The sequence below is a fragment of the Vibrio sp. 9-16B-A1 genome (assembly GCF_056726165.1).
Genome location: NZ_JBSDZD010000003.1, coordinates 380023 through 396653, shown reverse-complemented (window position 1 = coordinate 396653; position 16631 = coordinate 380023). Strand labels below are relative to the sequence as shown.

Genomic DNA, 16631 nt, shown 5'->3' with positions numbered 1-16631 from the left:
TATGGTCATATCTCGCACATTACGCTTTGCCTGCTCTGTTCTGCTGCTGGCTTTATTGTCCGGGCTATGCCTGCAGGCACAGGCAAAAACAGTATTTGAACAATCTCAGTTCAGCTACCGGGCGCACAACACACCGGTATCTGAAGTACTGAAGGCTTTCTCCAGTCACTACGGCCTTTCGGCTGTGATCAGTGAGTGCCTGAATGAGGACTTCAACGGCTATCTGAAAGCCAACTCCGGTGATGCATTTCTTTTAAAGCTATCATCCGCCTACGATGTGGTGTGGTTTAAGCTTGATACCGCCATCTATTTCAACTGTCCGCAGGAAATACAGACCAGACTAATTACTCTGATCAGCATCTCACCAGAACGTTTTATCCAGAAGATGCAGGCGATTGGATTAAACCTTAACCAGTTCGGCCTTAAGAGTCTTCCTGAAAGCGGTCTGATACTGGTGTCCGGCCCGCCTAAGTTTCTTGAAATTGCGGAAGAAGCAGCCAGGGGACTGGACGCTATTGCCTCTCAAACACCTAATCACCAGCTCCGGCCTTATGTGGTTGCACTAAAGCATACCAGTGTCGATGACCGACAGTTGACAGACGGCACTGTCGAGGCAGGCATGGTAACGCGTCTGCAGGAACTGCTTGGGTACGATAAAGAAAATGCTCAGGGTCACCTCGTTGCTGACAGCGTAAGTAATTCCGTACTCATCTATGATACAGAGCCGGCCTATCTGAAAGCCCTGGAACTGATCAAAACTCTTGATAGTGCCCGGCGTCAGATCGAGATTTCTGTCTCCATTGTCGACATCACTGAGGGTGCACTCAAAGAGATAGGCGTCAACTGGACAATTCATGGCAATCATTTTGCGTTCAATTTCGACAGCAGCAACGGTGTCACCAGCTCAAGTTCAACAACTCTCGAAGAGCCACAGTCCAACAGTTTCTACCTGACCCTGAAAGCACTGGAGCAGGAAAATAAAGCAAGGACCCTTTCCCGGCCTACTCTGCTGGCAAAAGAAAACAGCCGCGCAATCATCAGTAATAAAGAGCAGTTTTATGCCAAAGTCGAGGCAAAAGAGGATGCTCAGCTAATTACTCTTTATTCAGGCACCGAGCTTGTGGTCATACCGCGTATTGTTCCGTCAGCGAAAGGTGAAGCTATCAGTATGGATATTTCTTTAACCGATGGCTCAAGGGAAAAGGAGACAATCTCAGACCTGCCTGTAGTTAAGGCGAGCACAATTGTAACTCAGGCAACGGTTTACAAAGGCCAGAGTCTTTTAATCGGTGGCTTTTATACCGAGAGACAGGTCGATGGAAACTCAAAAGTCCCGCTTCTAGGGGATATCCCCTATCTGGGACGCCTGTTCCGGTTCAATAGTGAAGACGAGCACCGTGCAGTGCGGATGTTTCTTATCAGGCCCCGGATACTTCCCGATCAACCAGTCAATGTTGATGAAAGCACTGTTCGTAAAGAACTGAACTTCGATGCACTTCCTGAACTTGCTGCACTTAAGTGGGCAGTAGACAACACGAGGAAAACAAAATGACCTGGGTAATCAAAGTCCTCAGTGGAAAGCATTCGGGAGCAGAACTGGAAATCGACAAGAAGCATTTTGTTGTCGGCTCCAGCCCAACGCAGGCCGATTGTGTGATCAGTGACTCGGGACTTAATGAGCAATCCCTTCAGATAACCGTAACCGAGTCTCTGTTGGTGCTAAAAATGCTGTCTAAAAACCCCTGGTATCTTAACGGACGAAAGCAGTCATCATCAATATCGAAGATATCACCATTTGATGTGGTTCAAATCGGTACCGTCGCCTTCACTTTAGGCCTGCAGGATCAGCCCTGGCCTGCTGTTCAGGCTCCACCGATTAAGAGATTTCGCCTTCCCAGATCAGGCCTGCTCATTTCCGGCCTGTTATGCGTCGGAAGCCTTAATGCCTCACTCTACTTTGCAGCAAGTGATCGGGACAACAACAGAAACGGGCAACCTCTGCTATACGGCTCGGGCTTTGCTGAATCCATAAACATAAGCCAACAGGACAAACAAGTGCTGATTTCCGGCTATCTGCCTGACCGGAAATCATCCCGGCAAACCCTCAGCCAGGCGAGAGCGCAATATGGCAAACCCATTGTCTGGCGTGTTTACCGGCAGGACAAGCTGGCAGGGTCAGTCCGGACCTGGTTGAGCGAACACAATTTAAAAGATTATCAGGTCACTGTCAGCTCAACAGGCAATGCCATTATCTCTGGCGTAGTCCCGGATCAACTGACAACGCCAAACCTGAGCAAAGCGATCAGGACAGAGATCCCGGGCGTAAAAAAAGTCTCATTTAACGTCATCACTATTTCGGCGCTGACTCAGTGGCTGACTAAGTCGCTCAAAAAGGAAGGACTCGGGCAGATCGGTGTTTCAGAATATGACCACCAGATCCTGCTGACCGGTCAGGCAACCGGGGAGCAGCGTCAGCAGATATATACGCTTATCCACCAGGCGGCCAGCCAGTTTGGCGATCAGGTGATGATGAGCTACCAACCGACCGTTCACCCGGATGGTGTACTGCCGAACCTGAGAGCAGTGATCACAAGCCGGACCCCTTACATTGAACTCACTAACGGACAGAAATACCTGGAGGATGCGGTTATTGGCAGCGGCTTCACCATACAGTCGATCGGTGAGCAGGGAATAGCGCTTTCTAAAAACGGCCAGAGAATCTGGATCTCAGCCGGAGGCCCGAATGCTAACTGACAGTACCCAACTGGCCCGGGCAAAGACCGTGCTAAGCAATGCACTCCGCCGGGCTGAGAAAACAATGTCGCAGCCCCTGCGACAGGATGAATTTGACCATACAGAGAGCTGGATGAAAGCGATCAGGCAGGCTCTGAAAACCCTTACAGAAAGCCCACAGGAGAAAAACCATGGATTTCGATTCCATCAACCTAACCATCGGCTCAGCACTCGATGCCAAGACTGCCGAGATGGACAACTTTTCCCAAGGCATGGATCCGGACAGTTCAGCGGACATGGTTCAGTTTCAACAGCTGATGGGAGAATGGTCCGCACTGGTATCCCTGCAGAGCGCGACGATCAAGATAGTCCGGGATACTTTGCAGGGGATAGTTCAAAAAATGTAGCTCAGGCACTTGCTCAGGTCGCACTCTCTGCCGCACAGAAAGGCGATGCTGAGGCAACCCTGGCAATCTTAGCCCCCATGCTGAAACGCAGCAGCGACTCACCCGCTGCGTGTTATCAGGAGCAGGTAGCCAGGCTGATATTTTCACTTTGCCAGAGCCGGCTTGAGCAATACCAGAAAGCACTCCTGACACTGGAAAGTGACCAGTCTGACGCGGGTAAACTGTTTTCTGCTTTCACACACCTGCTGTCAGGAAAACCATACAAAGCGAGCCAGAAACTGGAGAGCAGCGAAATTGCTCCCGGTTCCTCTTTCTACCCTCTTTACCAACAACTTACCAGAGAGCTGAACAATGATTGAGCCCGTTTCACCTTTAACCAACACACTTTCAGAGCTGACCTCTTCTTCGGCTGTCTTCGATATCGGACTGGAGTCAATGTTTAGTCAGGAAATGGCTAAGCCACTTCAGCCTCTGGGCAAGGTTTTTCTGGAGGGCGTTCAGAATATCCGCTCTGATTTTCAGCAGCAATCCAGCGCCATTGAAACCAAAGTAACAACAGAAAGTGAGATGACTCTCTCTGATCTGATGCAGGTTCAGATGGATTTATCACGGCTGATGCTGGCTGAAGAGACACTTGCCAGAACCGTAAGCAAGTCGACCCAGAATATTGATACCCTGCTGAAAAGCCAGTAAGCCGGAGAACATCATGCCTGCTCCAGTTCGAAGCCTGTCACTGCTTGTATTTCTGATTCTTATTCTGCTTTCCGGCTGTAAAGAGAACATGTATTCCAATTTGCCGGAAGAAGAAGCGAACCAGATGCTCTCTCTGCTGTTACGTCACAATATTGATGCCTCAAAGAAAACTCCTGGAGGGAGCGGAGATAACGTCATTATTAAGGTAGAAGAGAGCCAGTTCCCCGCAGCAGTAGAGCTGCTCAAACAGAACGGCTTTCCCCGTAAGCACTTCGCTACGGTAGAGCAACTGTTTCCCCAGGATGGATTAGTAGCCACTCCAACGCAGGAGAAAGCCCGCTTAGAGTACTCATTGTCTCAGTCACTGGCAGAAACGCTGAATCAGATCGACGGGGTGATCACAGCCAGGGTACACCTCGTTATCCCTGAAAGCAGCGCCAGCCAGAAAGCTCTGCCTTCTTCTGCCGCTGTATTCGTCAAACACACTCAAAACAACGATATATCTCAGTTAAAACCGGAGATAAAAAGCCTGATACAGAGCAGTATTGAAGGACTGGAGTACGATGATGTTAAAGTCGTCCTGGTCGAATCTGACTCCCCTCCCCCGGAACTGCTCACTCCGGACAAAACACAAAATAACCAGACTATCTATCTGTATGGCCTGGTCATTCTCTTAACCGTTATCTCAATCGCCATGGCTGTCACGTTTGTGTTGATTAACCGCAAGTACAGGAAGCAGCAACAGGAGGTCTTGGAAAATGTCACTATGCAATGAAATAACGCAGCAAATACTGAACATAAAACAACATGCTCATATTTCACATGTTGAAGATTTCTTTACCAAAACCATGGGCATTTCCTCTATACCGGTTTGTTCGGCTGGCAGACAAGGCGGCCTTCTCAACCAGGCTCTGATTGAGTTCTTCAACATTGATCTCAACGCAGATTTTGGATGGATCACCACTTCAGCAGATTCACATACCTGGCCGCTACTGTTCATGTCGCTGATGCCAGGTAAGCAACTGACCGCAATCTTCGAACTATGGGCAGCCTGTGTTTATGCCGGGCAGATAAACAAATATATCGCCCCAAAAGATATAGAAGCGTTAAAAAGGCACTTCTCCCAGCACTACAACTGGCTGACAACCTCAGCCCTTTGCGACCCTGGGCACCCCAGGAACCACCTGAAACCGGTCATGTTGTATATGGCTCTGCCTAACCACTCGCACTCTATCCCGGTAAGTTACTTTCTTAAAAATCATATTACCCAAACCGCCTTTGTCGGTGCAGAAATGATCTCAAGAGGATGGCCCTCTCTGGCCAGACATCTCTTGCTGCTTAAACTCGCAAAACCGGGCCGGACGCTTGATAAACCAACAAACCGTTTTCCCTTAAACCGGAGCGAACTTGAGCACTCCACTTCTCATTGTCTGAAAAGGATATCCCCAAAATGGTACGCAAAATTCTACCCTTCCTGAGCACTCAGGACGGCATTCAGTTTGAGCAGAGTCTCATCGTACCGTCGGATACGGTTCTGCGCCTGAGCAGAGCTGACGAACAACTGGAAGCGCTCTTCCAGTCAGCTCAGTCCGCATCAGAACAGGCACACCAGAAGGCACAGGAAATACTGGAGCAGGCGCGTACCGAGAGTTCGCGAATACTTGAAGAGGCCAAACAAGCCGCATTGTGCCAGGCCCGGCTGGAAGAGCTTCAGCTGGAAGAACATCAACGCCGATACTGGCAGAAAACGCTTAACAATTTTCAGACGCAGCTCGAAAGCACACTGGCAGATGGACTGGCCTCAATGCTCCCCAACATTGATGAAGCTGCGCTTATCAGCAGTATGGTCCACAGAAGTATTCAAAAATGGAACACAAAGCAGAGCATGACTATACGGGTACCTGAAGCTGTCCTGTCTGATATTGCAAAACTGTTTCCCCACCTGACAATAGAAGGTATTCATGAGATGTCAGACTGCATTGAGATTGAGGTCAACGACAAAATCCATATGCTGTCAGTGGATGACCTGATGAAGCAATTACAGAGCAGCCGGTAAGGCCTGCCAGCAACCAGTTGGCTTTGGTGCTGCCGTTGAACCGATGCCGTATAAAAAGGGCCAGCCAGCAGAGGTGAGTTAGCTGACCGGCCAGAAAAAAACGTTGGTTTTCCTGAGCCTCATTAAAGATTAAGCATAATGCGGATAAACCGGCTGATACATCTGCTGGTGAATATCAGCAAGAATATCATCCGGCCGCTCCCTGCTGGTCAGCCCCCGCTCATACACTACCCTGGCAACCTCAGCCGCAATCAGCGTTGACACTTCGCGTATCCGGGACAGGGCGGGATAAATCCTGCCAAGGGCTAAATCCTCTTCTGTTACCGTGTCCGCCAGGGCCTGCGCAGCCACCAGGAACATCTCATCGGTTACCCGTGTAGCACCGCTTGCGACAATCCCAAGTCCGACGCCGGGGAAAATATAGGCGTTGTTCCCCTGCCCTGAAACAAAAGTTCTGTTACCAAGCTGAACCGGCTGAAAAGGACTGCCGCTGGCAAACACTGCCCTGCCATCAGTCCAGCGATAACACTGCTCGGCGGTACACTCCGCTTTTGAAGTAGGATTGGAAAGTGCAAAGATGATCGGCTGGCTGTTGAGCTCCAGCATGGCTTTTATTACCGGCTCTGAGAACTCACTTGGCTGGCCTGATGCGCCAATGATGGCAGTCGGTTTAACCTGACGGATAGCGTCAGTAAAACTGGTCACCGGGCTGCCGCTGTGGACAAACGGCTGCTTTGGCGAAGGCACATTTTCCCGCTTATCGGTAAGCAGCCCCTGGGTATCGAAATACCAGCAGCACTGTTTGGCTTTTTCCAAAGGAACGCCTCTGGCGGTAAGAGCAGCAACCACAGTGTTACCTATACCGATTGCGGCCTGGCCTGCACCAAAGAACAGGATACGCTGGTCTTCAAGCTTGCCGCCGGTAATACGCAGCGCACTCAGTATACCTGCCAGCCCTACAGCGCCCGTACCCTGAATATCATCATCAAACAGGCAGCTCTTATCACGGTAGTACCTGAGCAACCTGAAGGCATTGACGTTACCGAAGTCCTCTAACTGTATCAGCACACCGGGGAAACGCTTTTCTGCCGCAGTAATAAACTCCTCAATCAGCTCATAGTATTCACTGCCGCGCACCCTCCGCCGCTCAAGGCCAATATAAAGCGGATCATTAAGCAGGGCCTCGTTGTTCGTGCCGACATCAATAGTTATCGGCAGGCACTGAGTAGGATCAATTCCCGCACAGGCAGAATACAAAGCAAGCTTACCTATCGGAATGCCCATCCCGTCGGCGCCCTGATCGCCCAGGCCCAAAATCCGCTCACCGTCAGTAACGACTATGACCCTGGCCTGGTCATGGGGCCAGTTATCCAAAATCTCAGCCACCCGGCCACGATCATTAATTGAGATAAACAGCCCTCTGGGGCGGCGGAATATATGCCCAAACTCCTGGCACGCCTTACCCACTGTTGGGGTGTATATCAGGGGAATTATCTCTTCGATGTTGTTCATCACCACGCGGTAGAACAATGTCTCATTACGGTCCTGAAGTGCTATCAGAAAAAGATACTTCTCCAGATCCGTTGTTTTGTTGCGAATATTGCCCAACACCCGCAACTCCTGCTCCGCACTGGAATGAATGCGGGGAGGAAGCAAGCCTCTTAACCCTAACCGTTCACGTTCAGCGTCCGTAAACGCGGTTCCTTTATTACGAACCGGATCATGCAAAACTTTGACACCACGACAGAATTTATCATCAGTTGAATCAGGCATAACAAGTCCCTTCTTATTTTTATCGCCCAATGGTGACAGCTCGCCGCAAAAGCAATGATATTGCTCGCTGTTATTAACGTATCAGGCTGAATGGGAAATAATCTGGACCAGTTTTCAAACCAACCGGATACACTTACATCATAGTTGCCAGCTGGTGCTTTTCTAACCAAATATCAGAGACATTGGCTCTTTTCACAAAATAAATTTGTTGAGTGAAAGAGCCATTGATAATTACTGCTATTTAGCAACCGACAGCAGGCTAATCCTCAGCCCAGACTTCCTGAATCGAAGGCCAGCCCCATGGGGTAATAGAAACGCCTTTCAGCACCCCTTCAAAATGCAGGGTCTGTTTTTGGTGGAACAGTGGCAGCAGCCAGGAATCACCGAGCATAGCAACGGAAAGCGCCTCCAGCCCGGGCATGTATTCAGTTAAGGTGCTTGTCTGCCGGATGCGCCTCAGCTCAGCTTTCAGCCACTGGCTGTTTTCCGGAGCCAGACTCTGGTGTAACGCAGGATCTGACAGCAGCCAGCGATAAGCCGAAACTGGCAGGTTATCATCCAGATTCATGCAGCTCAGGATAAGATCCTCATTCAGATTGCCAGCCAACGCCCTGGAGTTGAACTCTTCAAATGAATAGAGGTTAAACCTGCATGTTATGCCTGCCCTTTGCAGCAAAGAGGTAATTGGCTGAACACTGTCCATCAGCGCCTGATGTTTAAACAGCGCGATGCTGAGCTCATCTGGCAGCAGATCACCCGACAACAGTTTCGGCGGCGATGGCACACCGGATACGGGAATCCAGCCAGGTAACAGATTGCGCGCGGGCACAGCCTCAATGGTCTTATTCTCCCTGCTCAGCTCCTCAACAAACTGACCGGAAGACAGAATCTGACTCAGATGCTTACGCTGCTGCAATCCAAGCCCTGCCCGGTGATTGAAAAGAATGTACATGCAGCCGTCTTCAACGCCTGTATGCAGACCTTCCCGGGATTGCTCAGAGCTGTCACTTTTCGCCAGATGATGTGAGCACAAGGGCTGCTTTTTCTTTGCTACGTCAGTCTGAATCGTCGTCTGACCAAACGAATCTGTTTCCTCAGGGGCCACCTGCCAGACAGTAAAAGTATCGGCAATCGCCCTGCATCCGTAATACTGACTGAACGCTTTAAGCTGTATTCTTCGCTGCGAATGCTCCTGCACCTGAAACGCACCACAACCGACCGGCCCCACCCTTGAAGAGAGCTGAGATACAGGCTGGATGGAGTACCGCCCATCTGCCAGCAATCCGGCAAAACCTGGGTCTGGCTCGTTCAGCTGAAACTCCACACAATGCAGGTTTACCGCCCTGACAGCAACCAGGTGTGCCAGTTCCTCACGATATCCGGCAAGCGCTCTCAGCCCGTTAAACAGTCCGGCGATTTCCTCTGCGTTAATCTGGATGCCGTCATGAAAACTGAGTTCAGGACGAAGATAAAAACGCCACTTATAGCTCTGCTCATCGTAACTCCAGTGATGCGCCAGCTCCGGGGTAACATTTCCTTTATCGTCACACCGGGTCAGACAAGAGTAGACCTGACGAAGCAGAAAGCGCTCGCTGTTTCTGAGTGGAATATGCGGCAGCAGTTCTGAGAATGGTCTGGCGTAAGTCAGCTGAATATGCAAACGGCCCTCGCGCCGGATTGCGCCTGAGGTCTGTTGCAACAGCTGACCAAACAGCGCCTGATCGTTATCAACCAGCTCCAGCGCCTTTTCGTAGCGCCCTTCACAGATCATCTCATTAGCCAGCTCAGCCTTTATCTCATCAGGGCGAAACTTCAGGTGCAGCGTTGAGCGCTGATTCCGGCCAACCCTCGGAGTCCACTCCAGCCAGCTGGCCTCATGCATCTCCTTAAGCAAAGTCCGGCAATGCCTGACACTGGTAAACATCGCCTGAGCAACATCAGACAATGCAATAAGTACGTCTGCTCTCACACCTAACGGAGTCAGACGTAAGTAATACATGATCAGCTTATCCCGCGACAAAATCCGCACCTATTTTTGTTCATCACTTCCTCATTTTAACCAAGATCAGGCAGAAAGCACCCTTCCTCGCCTTAAATTCGCAAATATAAGGAAGAAAACAAAAGATCTTACTCTGTTTTTACCTGCCGCATTTCCATCAATAATAGCTCCATAGCAACGCATGAAGATGTGACCATGACAAAGATGAAAACAAATCTTCCGCAACAAATTAACAGCAGCGCAGCGACAGGGAGACTGGCCAATTACTACCGTTTCCGGCTGTCCGCAACCCGCAGCGCCATTGAGGCAGAAGCAATTGTCTATATGTCATCCCTGCTGTCGCTGTGTCTCTGGAACATTCAGGATAACGAGGAACCGAAATGAAAATTGAACATGTCGCAATCTGGTGTAACTGCCTGGAAAGCATGAAGCGCTTTTACCAGCACTACTTCAACGCAGAGAGTAATGAGAAATATGAAAACCAAAGCGTCAAGTTCTCTTCCTATTTTCTGACGCTGCCGGAAGGCGCCAGACTTGAACTGATGCATATGGACTCGTTTGATGTCCTGCCTGCCGACCCTTACATCCAGTTCACCGGCCTGGCGCACCTGGCTTTCTCTCTGGGCTCGGAAGATAAAGTGGATCAGATGACTGAGAAGTTCCGCACTGACGGATACAAAGTCATGGATGGCCCGCGCCGGACAGGTGACGGTTACTATGAAAGCGTGATACTTGACCCTGAAGGAAACCGGCTCGAACTGACCGTATAAAAATCCACAACCCGGTACGCGGCCTGCTGTGTACCGGACTTTTCAGCCCCATTTTTGTGAACAGATTGAACAAGACAGCCATGACCGAACTTGAATTGATGCTATCAGGAGAGAGGTACAATCCCGCAGACAAAGCCTTATCTGACATGCGCGCCAGGGCACGCTCCCTTACCCATAAGTACAATCAAACAACACCGGAACAGGGCGGTAAACGGATCGGGATCTTAAATGAACTGTTTGGCTCGGTGGCAGGTACTCTCTCTGTTCAGCCCGGTTTTCACTGTGACTACGGAAGCAACATCTCTGTGGGTGAAAACTTCTATATGAACTACGGAGGAGTAATCCTCGACTGCGCCAGAGTCGCCATTGGAGATAACTGCTTTATCGGGCCTCAGGTTGGCATCTATACCGCCTGCCACCCTCTCGATCCGCAGGAGCGAAACGGCGGAGTGGAGTTCGCCCGCCCGGTCACCATAGGCAACAGCTGCTGGATTGGTGGCCACGCGGTCATTAATCCCGGGGTAACGCTGGGTGACAATGTGGTAGTCGGCTCTGGAGCGGTGGTGACCAGAAGCTTTGGGGATAATGTGGTTATTGGCGGAAATCCGGCGCGGGTGATAAGAGCCATCAATTGATACTGTCTGAACTGGCCTGACCCTGCCGGGCCAGTTCAGACTAAGCTCTCACCCACCCGGAGGATTATTGAAGACGACCCCGGCAATACTCCCAGCTTGATATCAGGCCATCCTGGCCGTCTGATCCCACACCACCAAATGGCTCCACGCCCATCTCCAGCCTGCGCTGATTCACTTTTTGCTGGTACTCCTTACTCATAGGATTTTCACCCCGGGCACGGGCTCTTGCTTCTTCAATGCTGTCGCAGAGCTCGTCATACTCTTCGGGGAACAGCTCTGCATGCAACGCTCTCAGTGGGGCGTCACGTTGCTCAATTTGCTTTAACAGAGCCTTATTGGCTTTCTTCTTACTGCTCATCGTCTGTACCTCGTCAGGATTACTTAAAGCCTTCCCATTCCGGGTCGGTGTCGTCTTCCAGAACAGGTGCAATGATATAGCCCTGCCAGCGTTCGTGGCTGAAATCAAAAGGCACATCACCACGACGCGGGCGCAGGGTGTTGTAAATCAGATAGCCCTCTCCTTTAGCACGCAGTTCATTCAGAAGAGTCATGCAGGCATGAGTCGAGAGCTGAGGCATATCGAAAAAGGCTTTCCCCTCCGGCATCCCGCGATGAAACACGCGCCACACATACTTGTAAAACTTCGGGTTCGGATGCAATCCCATCGCGTAAGAGCCTCGCAAAGGAGAGCCATCTTCATTGACCAAATCGGTATATCGGGGATTCGCGTTCATTATTGCTCCTCAGAAAAGTGGCTGAAGTGTTCACGCAGGGTTCTCGCGGCCTGCTCCAGGGTGCAGTGATGCTGACGATTATCCAGTGGCTGATACAGTACAACCTGTTCATCTTCTTCAAATGTCAGCTCAATACGGCTTTGCGCTTCATTTGGGTAACACCACAGAGCGACACGGAAAGCACTGTCATCAGCGATACGCTCTGCGCTGACCTCCAGCAGTGGCAGTGAAGGCAACAAAGTTTTATAAGCCGCCAGTTTTTCTGGTGCTTCCATCAGCTCATAGAATGCGCCGTCAAACAATCTGTGCGCGTTCATTACGCAGCCCATTCCCTCATGTATAAGGCGCAGATGATAACCGATGCTGGCGCAGTACTCTTTGCTGTATGGCCTGCCCAGTTCAATGTCCTGCCACAGGTAAAGCCAGGCCGCAAAGGTTGCCGGTTCCGTACGGACCAGACAAAAGCTGTAGACTTCATTGACCAGTTGTTTAAACGCATCCGCCACACCCGGAACATCAAGCTGTGGCCGCGGGTTCCAGAATGTTTCTCTCAGGTAAGCCTCCAGACGGCGCCACAACTCATGCTCGTGATTCACCTCCGGCCGGTATAGCTTTGGCCGGGGCATGAGGGCGAAAAGAGCGCGGTTAATTGCCTGAGAGCCCAAACCGTCCGGCGTGTCTGGCACATAAAGAGCACTTTCGGCAACCGACAATGTTTCGGGGACTTTGCACTGTGCCCTATCCTGATCGCTGCTGATACCAAACCCATAATCCCCGGTTTCACCACACACCCACTCCTGCACATCCCAGGCAAAGTCAAACCAGTGACCCGGCTTACTCTGATTAATAGCCGGGATCTCTGCTTCAAACTCTGCCAGCAAAGACTGCTGCAATGTGTGGCCGGGCGATCCGGTGATAGCACAATGACGTTTCAGCTCGTGATAAAGGCAGATTTTGAACTGCTCCAGTGATAACCGCCCCTCCCACTTTTCAATCAACTTCTCATAGTAGCCACTGATTTCACGGACAAAGCGCTGATACAAGTCACTCTGGCTCATTCTCCACCCTCTTTAAGTTTCAGATAGTGCTGATTGATCTGCAGGCAGCAATCAATGTAATCACCCACAGTATCCCAGTTGTTATCCTTGTCGATTTCAATCTCAAACTGCGGCTCGAAATCCGGTTCACCGGTGGTGGCATCCAGCCCAATAGTGTCCGGCAGGTCATGACTGAGCAACAAATAGGCCACCATCCCCCGGTCAGACAGAGCGCCGATAAATGAACCATATTCAACATCATCTGGGTCAATCCCATCCAGCCAGGCGTAATAGCCGCGTTCAACCTCATCAATAATATGAGTCGACTCGCTGATCACCAGCTCAGGCATGCCAAGAGTAAAACGGAAGAAGGTCTGAAAATGCTCAAGCAGACCCTCACGGGTTTGCGGCTGACGTAAATCCAGTATCGGGCACTGTTTGGCCAGTTCCTTTAGCTCTTCCTGCGGCAGTTCCTGTGGTTCCAGTGGCTCAACCTGAACCGGCTCGCGCATCTGCACCCTGAACAGGTTGAACTGATTCTCTCCAAAGCCTTTGACTGCTAAATCAAACGCTTTCTGCTCAATTACTTCACGCCATGCCAGTATTTCCAGCCACTCCTGCGGCAGACCTTCTTCACCGTAGAAAGCCCCGGCAATCTGGCCGTAAATCGCTGCGGTGGTATCGGCATCATCCCCCAGGTTCGCTGCCAGAAGTGCGCCATCGCGGAACGTCTCTGAATTCATAAAGCACCACAGCGCCGCCTGAAAGGAGTTAACCACATAACCATTGCCGGTAATGTTATCCCTGCGGGCATCCGGGCTGACTGCGTAATGCAGGGCTTTATCCAGCTCTGGTATGCCACCGTTATCAATTGAGAAACGGTCTTTAAGATTGTCTGCCAGTTGCTGTTTACAGGTTTCACCATTGAAGATATCCGCCAGCAGATACGCCATCATCTGACAGGCTTTCAAACAACGCGCTTCACCATGAGTGGTTTTTGAACTCAGCGCCGCAAACTCAAGTACCTGATCCCGGCTGAGATCGCGGTTCATCGCATAGAAAATTACAACCGGAGCCAGACGCATCAGGCTGCCATTACCAGCGCTGTAAGGGTCATCCGAACCAACATAGGGTTCACCGGTTTTCTCAAACTTTTTCAGTGCCTGTGACACGGTATTACCGATATCAAAGCAACCGCCAGTAACCGAGTTGTAGCCTTCATCGCGCCAACGCAGATATCGCTCCATCTGGTCTCTGGGATCATGCCCTTTACAGTGAAGCAGCGAGTCCGCCAGACACAGTGCCATGGAGGTATCATCCGTCCACTGCCCCGCCTCAAGCCCAAACGGCCCACCGCCGACCATATCGGTTAATGACTGATAAGTATCTTTGCTCTGAAACTCAAGCGTAGTGCCAAGGGCATCGCCCAGCGCAAGACCCAGCAGTGCGCCTTTGGCTTTAGGAATAAATTGATTGAGGGTTGTCATGATGGCCTCCTTTGTTGGAGGGGATTATGGCAGGGAGACTATCTTGGTTTGACATTGAAAGCTTGCGAAAGATCAGTGCCTGATACTATGAAAGCCAGTTAAGCACTTTATGTTTCAGTGACTCACTCTCACCCGCTGCTTCTTCACGAACAATCAGCCCGCTCTGTGTCTTGAGCAAAATGAAGTTAGTATCATATTTGATATCATAGTAGGCAGAGCTTCCATACACCGCATCGACAACAAAGTTGTACTTCACGAGAAACTCAGGGACGGAAAACACCTTTCCTTCAGAAAGGTCATGGTAAAACATGTCTGAATTTCGCTGTTGTTCAATATCTTTATACCGGCCTTCAAAGCGATCCAGCCGATATTGAGCATCAACTCCCAACACATTAAACACTGGCTTAATCTTGATGAAGCTGGCGTCAATCCGCCATTGGTCACCACTTATCACCAGTGCTTTGTCATGCAAGTCCGGGCTGTTAATAATCGCAACAGAACGATCATCTGGCGCTTTGGTAAACTGGATCTCTGCAATAGGTTCTTCGTAGCTTAACCGCGTGTATGTCAGTACCGCTGCAAAAGTGCTGAAAAGCAGGCAAAGAGCCAGAACAACGGTTGTCCGAATTAGAAACTTAAACATGTAGACCTTTCAATCTGATGTACCTGCACAAATGGTACCACACCAAATCATAAAAATGTTATTGATACAGCCCTCCACTCAAGTCAGCAGTACTCCTCCCTCAAAGCAATAACCTCTCAGCACCCAGCGAGGATCTCTCAAACCCCATGACCTTCTTCCCTTTCCTGGATACAGCGCACATCTGCGCCAAATGTAGAGCCTATACTCAACAGAAGTCATGCAACAGGAAAGCAAAGGCTGTCAGAACCATATAAGACGTAACGAGAGGGTGACCAGATGGCGCATAACACGATCAAGGGTAACTATGAAAAGCTGACGGAGCGACTGAACAAATTCCCCCAGGGCGTTCCCCCCAGCGAAACGCTTTTTAAAATCCTTAATGTCATGTTCAGTGAAGAGGAAGCCCGGCTGGTTTCCCTGCTTCCCATTAAACCCTTCACCGTAGAGACAGCTGCCGCAGCCTGGGATCTGGACCTGGAAACGACCGCCAAACAGCTGGATGCCCTGGCCTCAAAAGCCCTGTTACTGGATCTGGAAGATACCAATGGCGCTCAAACCTACGTTCTGCCCCCTCCCATGGCTGGCTTTTTTGAGTTCTCATTGATGCGTACCGGCGGAGAGCTGGACCAGAAAGTCCTGAGTGAGCTGTTCCATCAGTACATCAACGTGGAAGATGAGTTTGTCACCCACCTTTTCGGCAGCGGAGAGACCCCGCTGGGCCGTGCCTTTGTGAATGAAAAGGTGCTTAGCGAGGACAACGCCCTGCATGTGCTGGACTACGAGCGGGCCAGCGAGGTGATCAAAACCGCCAGCCATATCGGTGTGGGAATGTGCTATTGCCGCCACAAGAAAGAGCATATCGGCGAGGCCTGTGATGCGCCTATGGATATCTGCATGACCTTCAATAACACCGCAAGGTCATTAATTAAGCATGGCTACGCACGGCAGATCACAGAAGATGAGTGCCTGGATCTTCTCGATGAGGCCTACGAACACAACCTGGTGCAGTTTGGCGAAAACATTCAGAACAAAGTTAACTTTATCTGTAACTGTTGCAGCTGTTGTTGCGAAGCGCTGGTGGCCGCCAGAAGAGTCGGCTCCACCCAGGCTATCCACACTACCAACTTCCTGCCGGTGATCGACTTCGATAACTGTAACGGCTGCAGCAAATGCGTTGATGTATGCCCGGTAGACGCCATGACACTGAGCTCCAAACACGACCCAAAACACAAACGGGCCAGGGTTGCCCTGCTGGATGAGGATACCTGCCTGGGTTGCGGTGTTTGTGCGCGGGTATGTACCAAAGATGGCATCACCCTGAAATCGAGAGAGACACGGGTGATCACCCCGGTAGACTCCACCCACAAAGCGGTATTAATGGCGATTGAACGCGGCACCCTGCACAACCTGATCTTTGATAATCAGGCGCACCTGAACCACAGAGTCATGGCTGCGATACTGGGAGTGATCCTGAGGCTGCCACCGATCAAACAGGCACTGGCTAGTCAACAGTTTAAGTCTAAGTATCTGGTTTCGCTGATTGAGCGGTACAACAGGAAGAAAGGAGAGCAACAACCGGGGACAAGTGCCTGACAGCATGCTTGTACTTCGGAAAGATAATTCAGGAAAGAACTCGTGAACCGGATCAGCCCTGCATCTTACTG

19 protein-coding genes are annotated in these 16631 nt (G+C 50.6%); 12 read left to right on the top strand and 7 right to left on the bottom strand.

Annotated features, from left to right (window positions below; genetic code table 11):
• The first annotated feature begins 1 nt into the window (after position 1).
• From sctC to ACVB80_RS07820, 8 genes are all read left to right on the top strand, one after another.
• Entirely contained in the window at positions 2–1552 is a 1551-nt protein-coding gene (sctC, locus tag ACVB80_RS07855; RefSeq protein ID WP_481080727.1) for a type III secretion system outer membrane ring subunit SctC, read from the top strand.
• Positions 1549–2754, top strand: coding sequence for a type III secretion system inner membrane ring subunit SctD (sctD, locus tag ACVB80_RS07850; protein ID WP_481080726.1), 1206 nt, complete (start codon positions 1549–1551; stop codon positions 2752–2754). Before sctC ends, sctD begins: the two co-directional genes overlap by 4 nt.
• 170 nt (positions 2755–2924) lie before the next feature.
• On the top strand, positions 2925–3140 hold the full coding sequence (locus ACVB80_RS07845; RefSeq protein WP_481080725.1) for an EscF/YscF/HrpA family type III secretion system needle major subunit: 216 nt from the start codon (positions 2925–2927) through the stop codon (positions 3138–3140).
• Positions 3141–3217: 77 nt separating this feature from the next.
• Positions 3218–3499: a hypothetical protein gene (locus ACVB80_RS07840; RefSeq protein ID WP_481080724.1), complete on the top strand. Its 282-nt coding sequence runs from the start codon at positions 3218–3220 to the stop codon at positions 3497–3499.
• A complete protein-coding gene (sctI, locus tag ACVB80_RS07835; protein WP_481080723.1) occupies positions 3492–3833 on the top strand; it encodes a type III secretion system inner rod subunit SctI in 342 nt (113 codons plus the stop codon). The genes ACVB80_RS07840 and sctI overlap by 8 nt, the downstream gene beginning before the upstream one ends.
• A gap of 13 nt (positions 3834–3846) precedes the next feature.
• Positions 3847–4608 carry a type III secretion system inner membrane ring lipoprotein SctJ gene (gene sctJ, locus ACVB80_RS07830; protein WP_481080722.1) on the top strand — a complete coding sequence of 254 codons (762 nt, stop codon included), beginning with the start codon at positions 3847–3849 and terminating at the stop codon, positions 4606–4608.
• Positions 4592–5311 carry a hypothetical protein gene (locus ACVB80_RS07825; protein ID WP_481080721.1) on the top strand — a complete coding sequence of 240 codons (720 nt, stop codon included), beginning with the start codon at positions 4592–4594 and terminating at the stop codon, positions 5309–5311. Before sctJ ends, ACVB80_RS07825 begins: the two co-directional genes overlap by 17 nt.
• Positions 5284–5889, top strand: coding sequence for a hypothetical protein (locus tag ACVB80_RS07820; protein WP_481080720.1), 606 nt, complete (start codon positions 5284–5286; stop codon positions 5887–5889). The genes ACVB80_RS07825 and ACVB80_RS07820 overlap by 28 nt, the downstream gene beginning before the upstream one ends.
• Before the next feature lie 129 nt (positions 5890–6018).
• Here the strand turns inward: ACVB80_RS07820 and ACVB80_RS07815 are convergent, their stop codons facing one another.
• Together ACVB80_RS07815 and ACVB80_RS07810 are read right to left on the bottom strand one after the other, a co-directional pair.
• The gene (locus ACVB80_RS07815; protein ID WP_481080719.1) at positions 6019–7662 is read right to left on the bottom strand and encodes an NAD-dependent malic enzyme; all 1644 of its coding nucleotides are present in this window, start codon (positions 7660–7662) and stop codon (positions 6019–6021) included.
• A gap of 259 nt (positions 7663–7921) precedes the next feature.
• The gene (locus tag ACVB80_RS07810) at positions 7922–9661 is read right to left on the bottom strand and encodes an SgrR family transcriptional regulator (RefSeq protein ID WP_481080718.1); all 1740 of its coding nucleotides are present in this window, start codon (positions 9659–9661) and stop codon (positions 7922–7924) included.
• A 195-nt stretch (positions 9662–9856) separates the two neighbouring features.
• Here ACVB80_RS07810 and ACVB80_RS07805 point away from each other — a divergent pair, with 195 nt between their 5' ends.
• From ACVB80_RS07805 to ACVB80_RS07795, 3 genes are all read left to right on the top strand, one after another.
• The gene (locus ACVB80_RS07805; RefSeq protein ID WP_481080717.1) at positions 9857–10045 is read left to right on the top strand and encodes a hypothetical protein; all 189 of its coding nucleotides are present in this window, start codon (positions 9857–9859) and stop codon (positions 10043–10045) included.
• Positions 10042–10431: a VOC family protein gene (locus ACVB80_RS07800; RefSeq protein ID WP_481080716.1), complete on the top strand. Its 390-nt coding sequence runs from the start codon at positions 10042–10044 to the stop codon at positions 10429–10431. The genes ACVB80_RS07805 and ACVB80_RS07800 overlap by 4 nt, the downstream gene beginning before the upstream one ends.
• Positions 10432–10511: 80 nt before the next feature.
• Positions 10512–11066, top strand: a complete 555-nt coding sequence (locus ACVB80_RS07795; RefSeq protein ID WP_481080715.1) for a sugar O-acetyltransferase — start codon at positions 10512–10514, stop codon at positions 11064–11066.
• Between the two features lie 64 nt (positions 11067–11130).
• On the opposite strand, the gene ACVB80_RS07790 is transcribed toward ACVB80_RS07795, so the two are convergent.
• The 5 genes from ACVB80_RS07790 to ACVB80_RS07770 all read right to left on the bottom strand — a co-directional run bounded on the left by ACVB80_RS07790 (position 11131) and on the right by ACVB80_RS07770 (position 14967).
• Entirely contained in the window at positions 11131–11424 is a 294-nt protein-coding gene (locus tag ACVB80_RS07790; protein WP_481080714.1) for a hypothetical protein, read from the bottom strand.
• Between the two features lie 19 nt (positions 11425–11443).
• Positions 11444–11800 (bottom strand): hypothetical protein, encoded by a 357-nt coding sequence (locus ACVB80_RS07785; protein ID WP_481080713.1) that lies wholly within the window; start codon positions 11798–11800, stop codon positions 11444–11446.
• Positions 11800–12858: a hypothetical protein gene (locus ACVB80_RS07780; RefSeq protein WP_481080712.1), complete on the bottom strand. Its 1059-nt coding sequence runs from the start codon at positions 12856–12858 to the stop codon at positions 11800–11802. The genes ACVB80_RS07785 and ACVB80_RS07780 overlap by 1 nt, the downstream gene beginning before the upstream one ends.
• Positions 12855–14324 carry an ADP-ribosylglycohydrolase family protein gene (locus ACVB80_RS07775; RefSeq protein WP_481080711.1) on the bottom strand — a complete coding sequence of 490 codons (1470 nt, stop codon included), beginning with the start codon at positions 14322–14324 and terminating at the stop codon, positions 12855–12857. Before ACVB80_RS07775 ends, ACVB80_RS07780 begins: the two co-directional genes overlap by 4 nt.
• Before the next feature lie 85 nt (positions 14325–14409).
• Entirely contained in the window at positions 14410–14967 is a 558-nt protein-coding gene (locus ACVB80_RS07770) for a hypothetical protein (protein WP_481080710.1), read from the bottom strand.
• A gap of 276 nt (positions 14968–15243) precedes the next feature.
• On the opposite strand from ACVB80_RS07770, the gene ACVB80_RS07765 reads away from it, so the two are divergent.
• A complete protein-coding gene (locus tag ACVB80_RS07765) occupies positions 15244–16560 on the top strand; it encodes a 4Fe-4S dicluster domain-containing protein (protein ID WP_481080709.1) in 1317 nt (438 codons plus the stop codon).
• Positions 16561–16631: the final 71 nt, after the last annotated feature.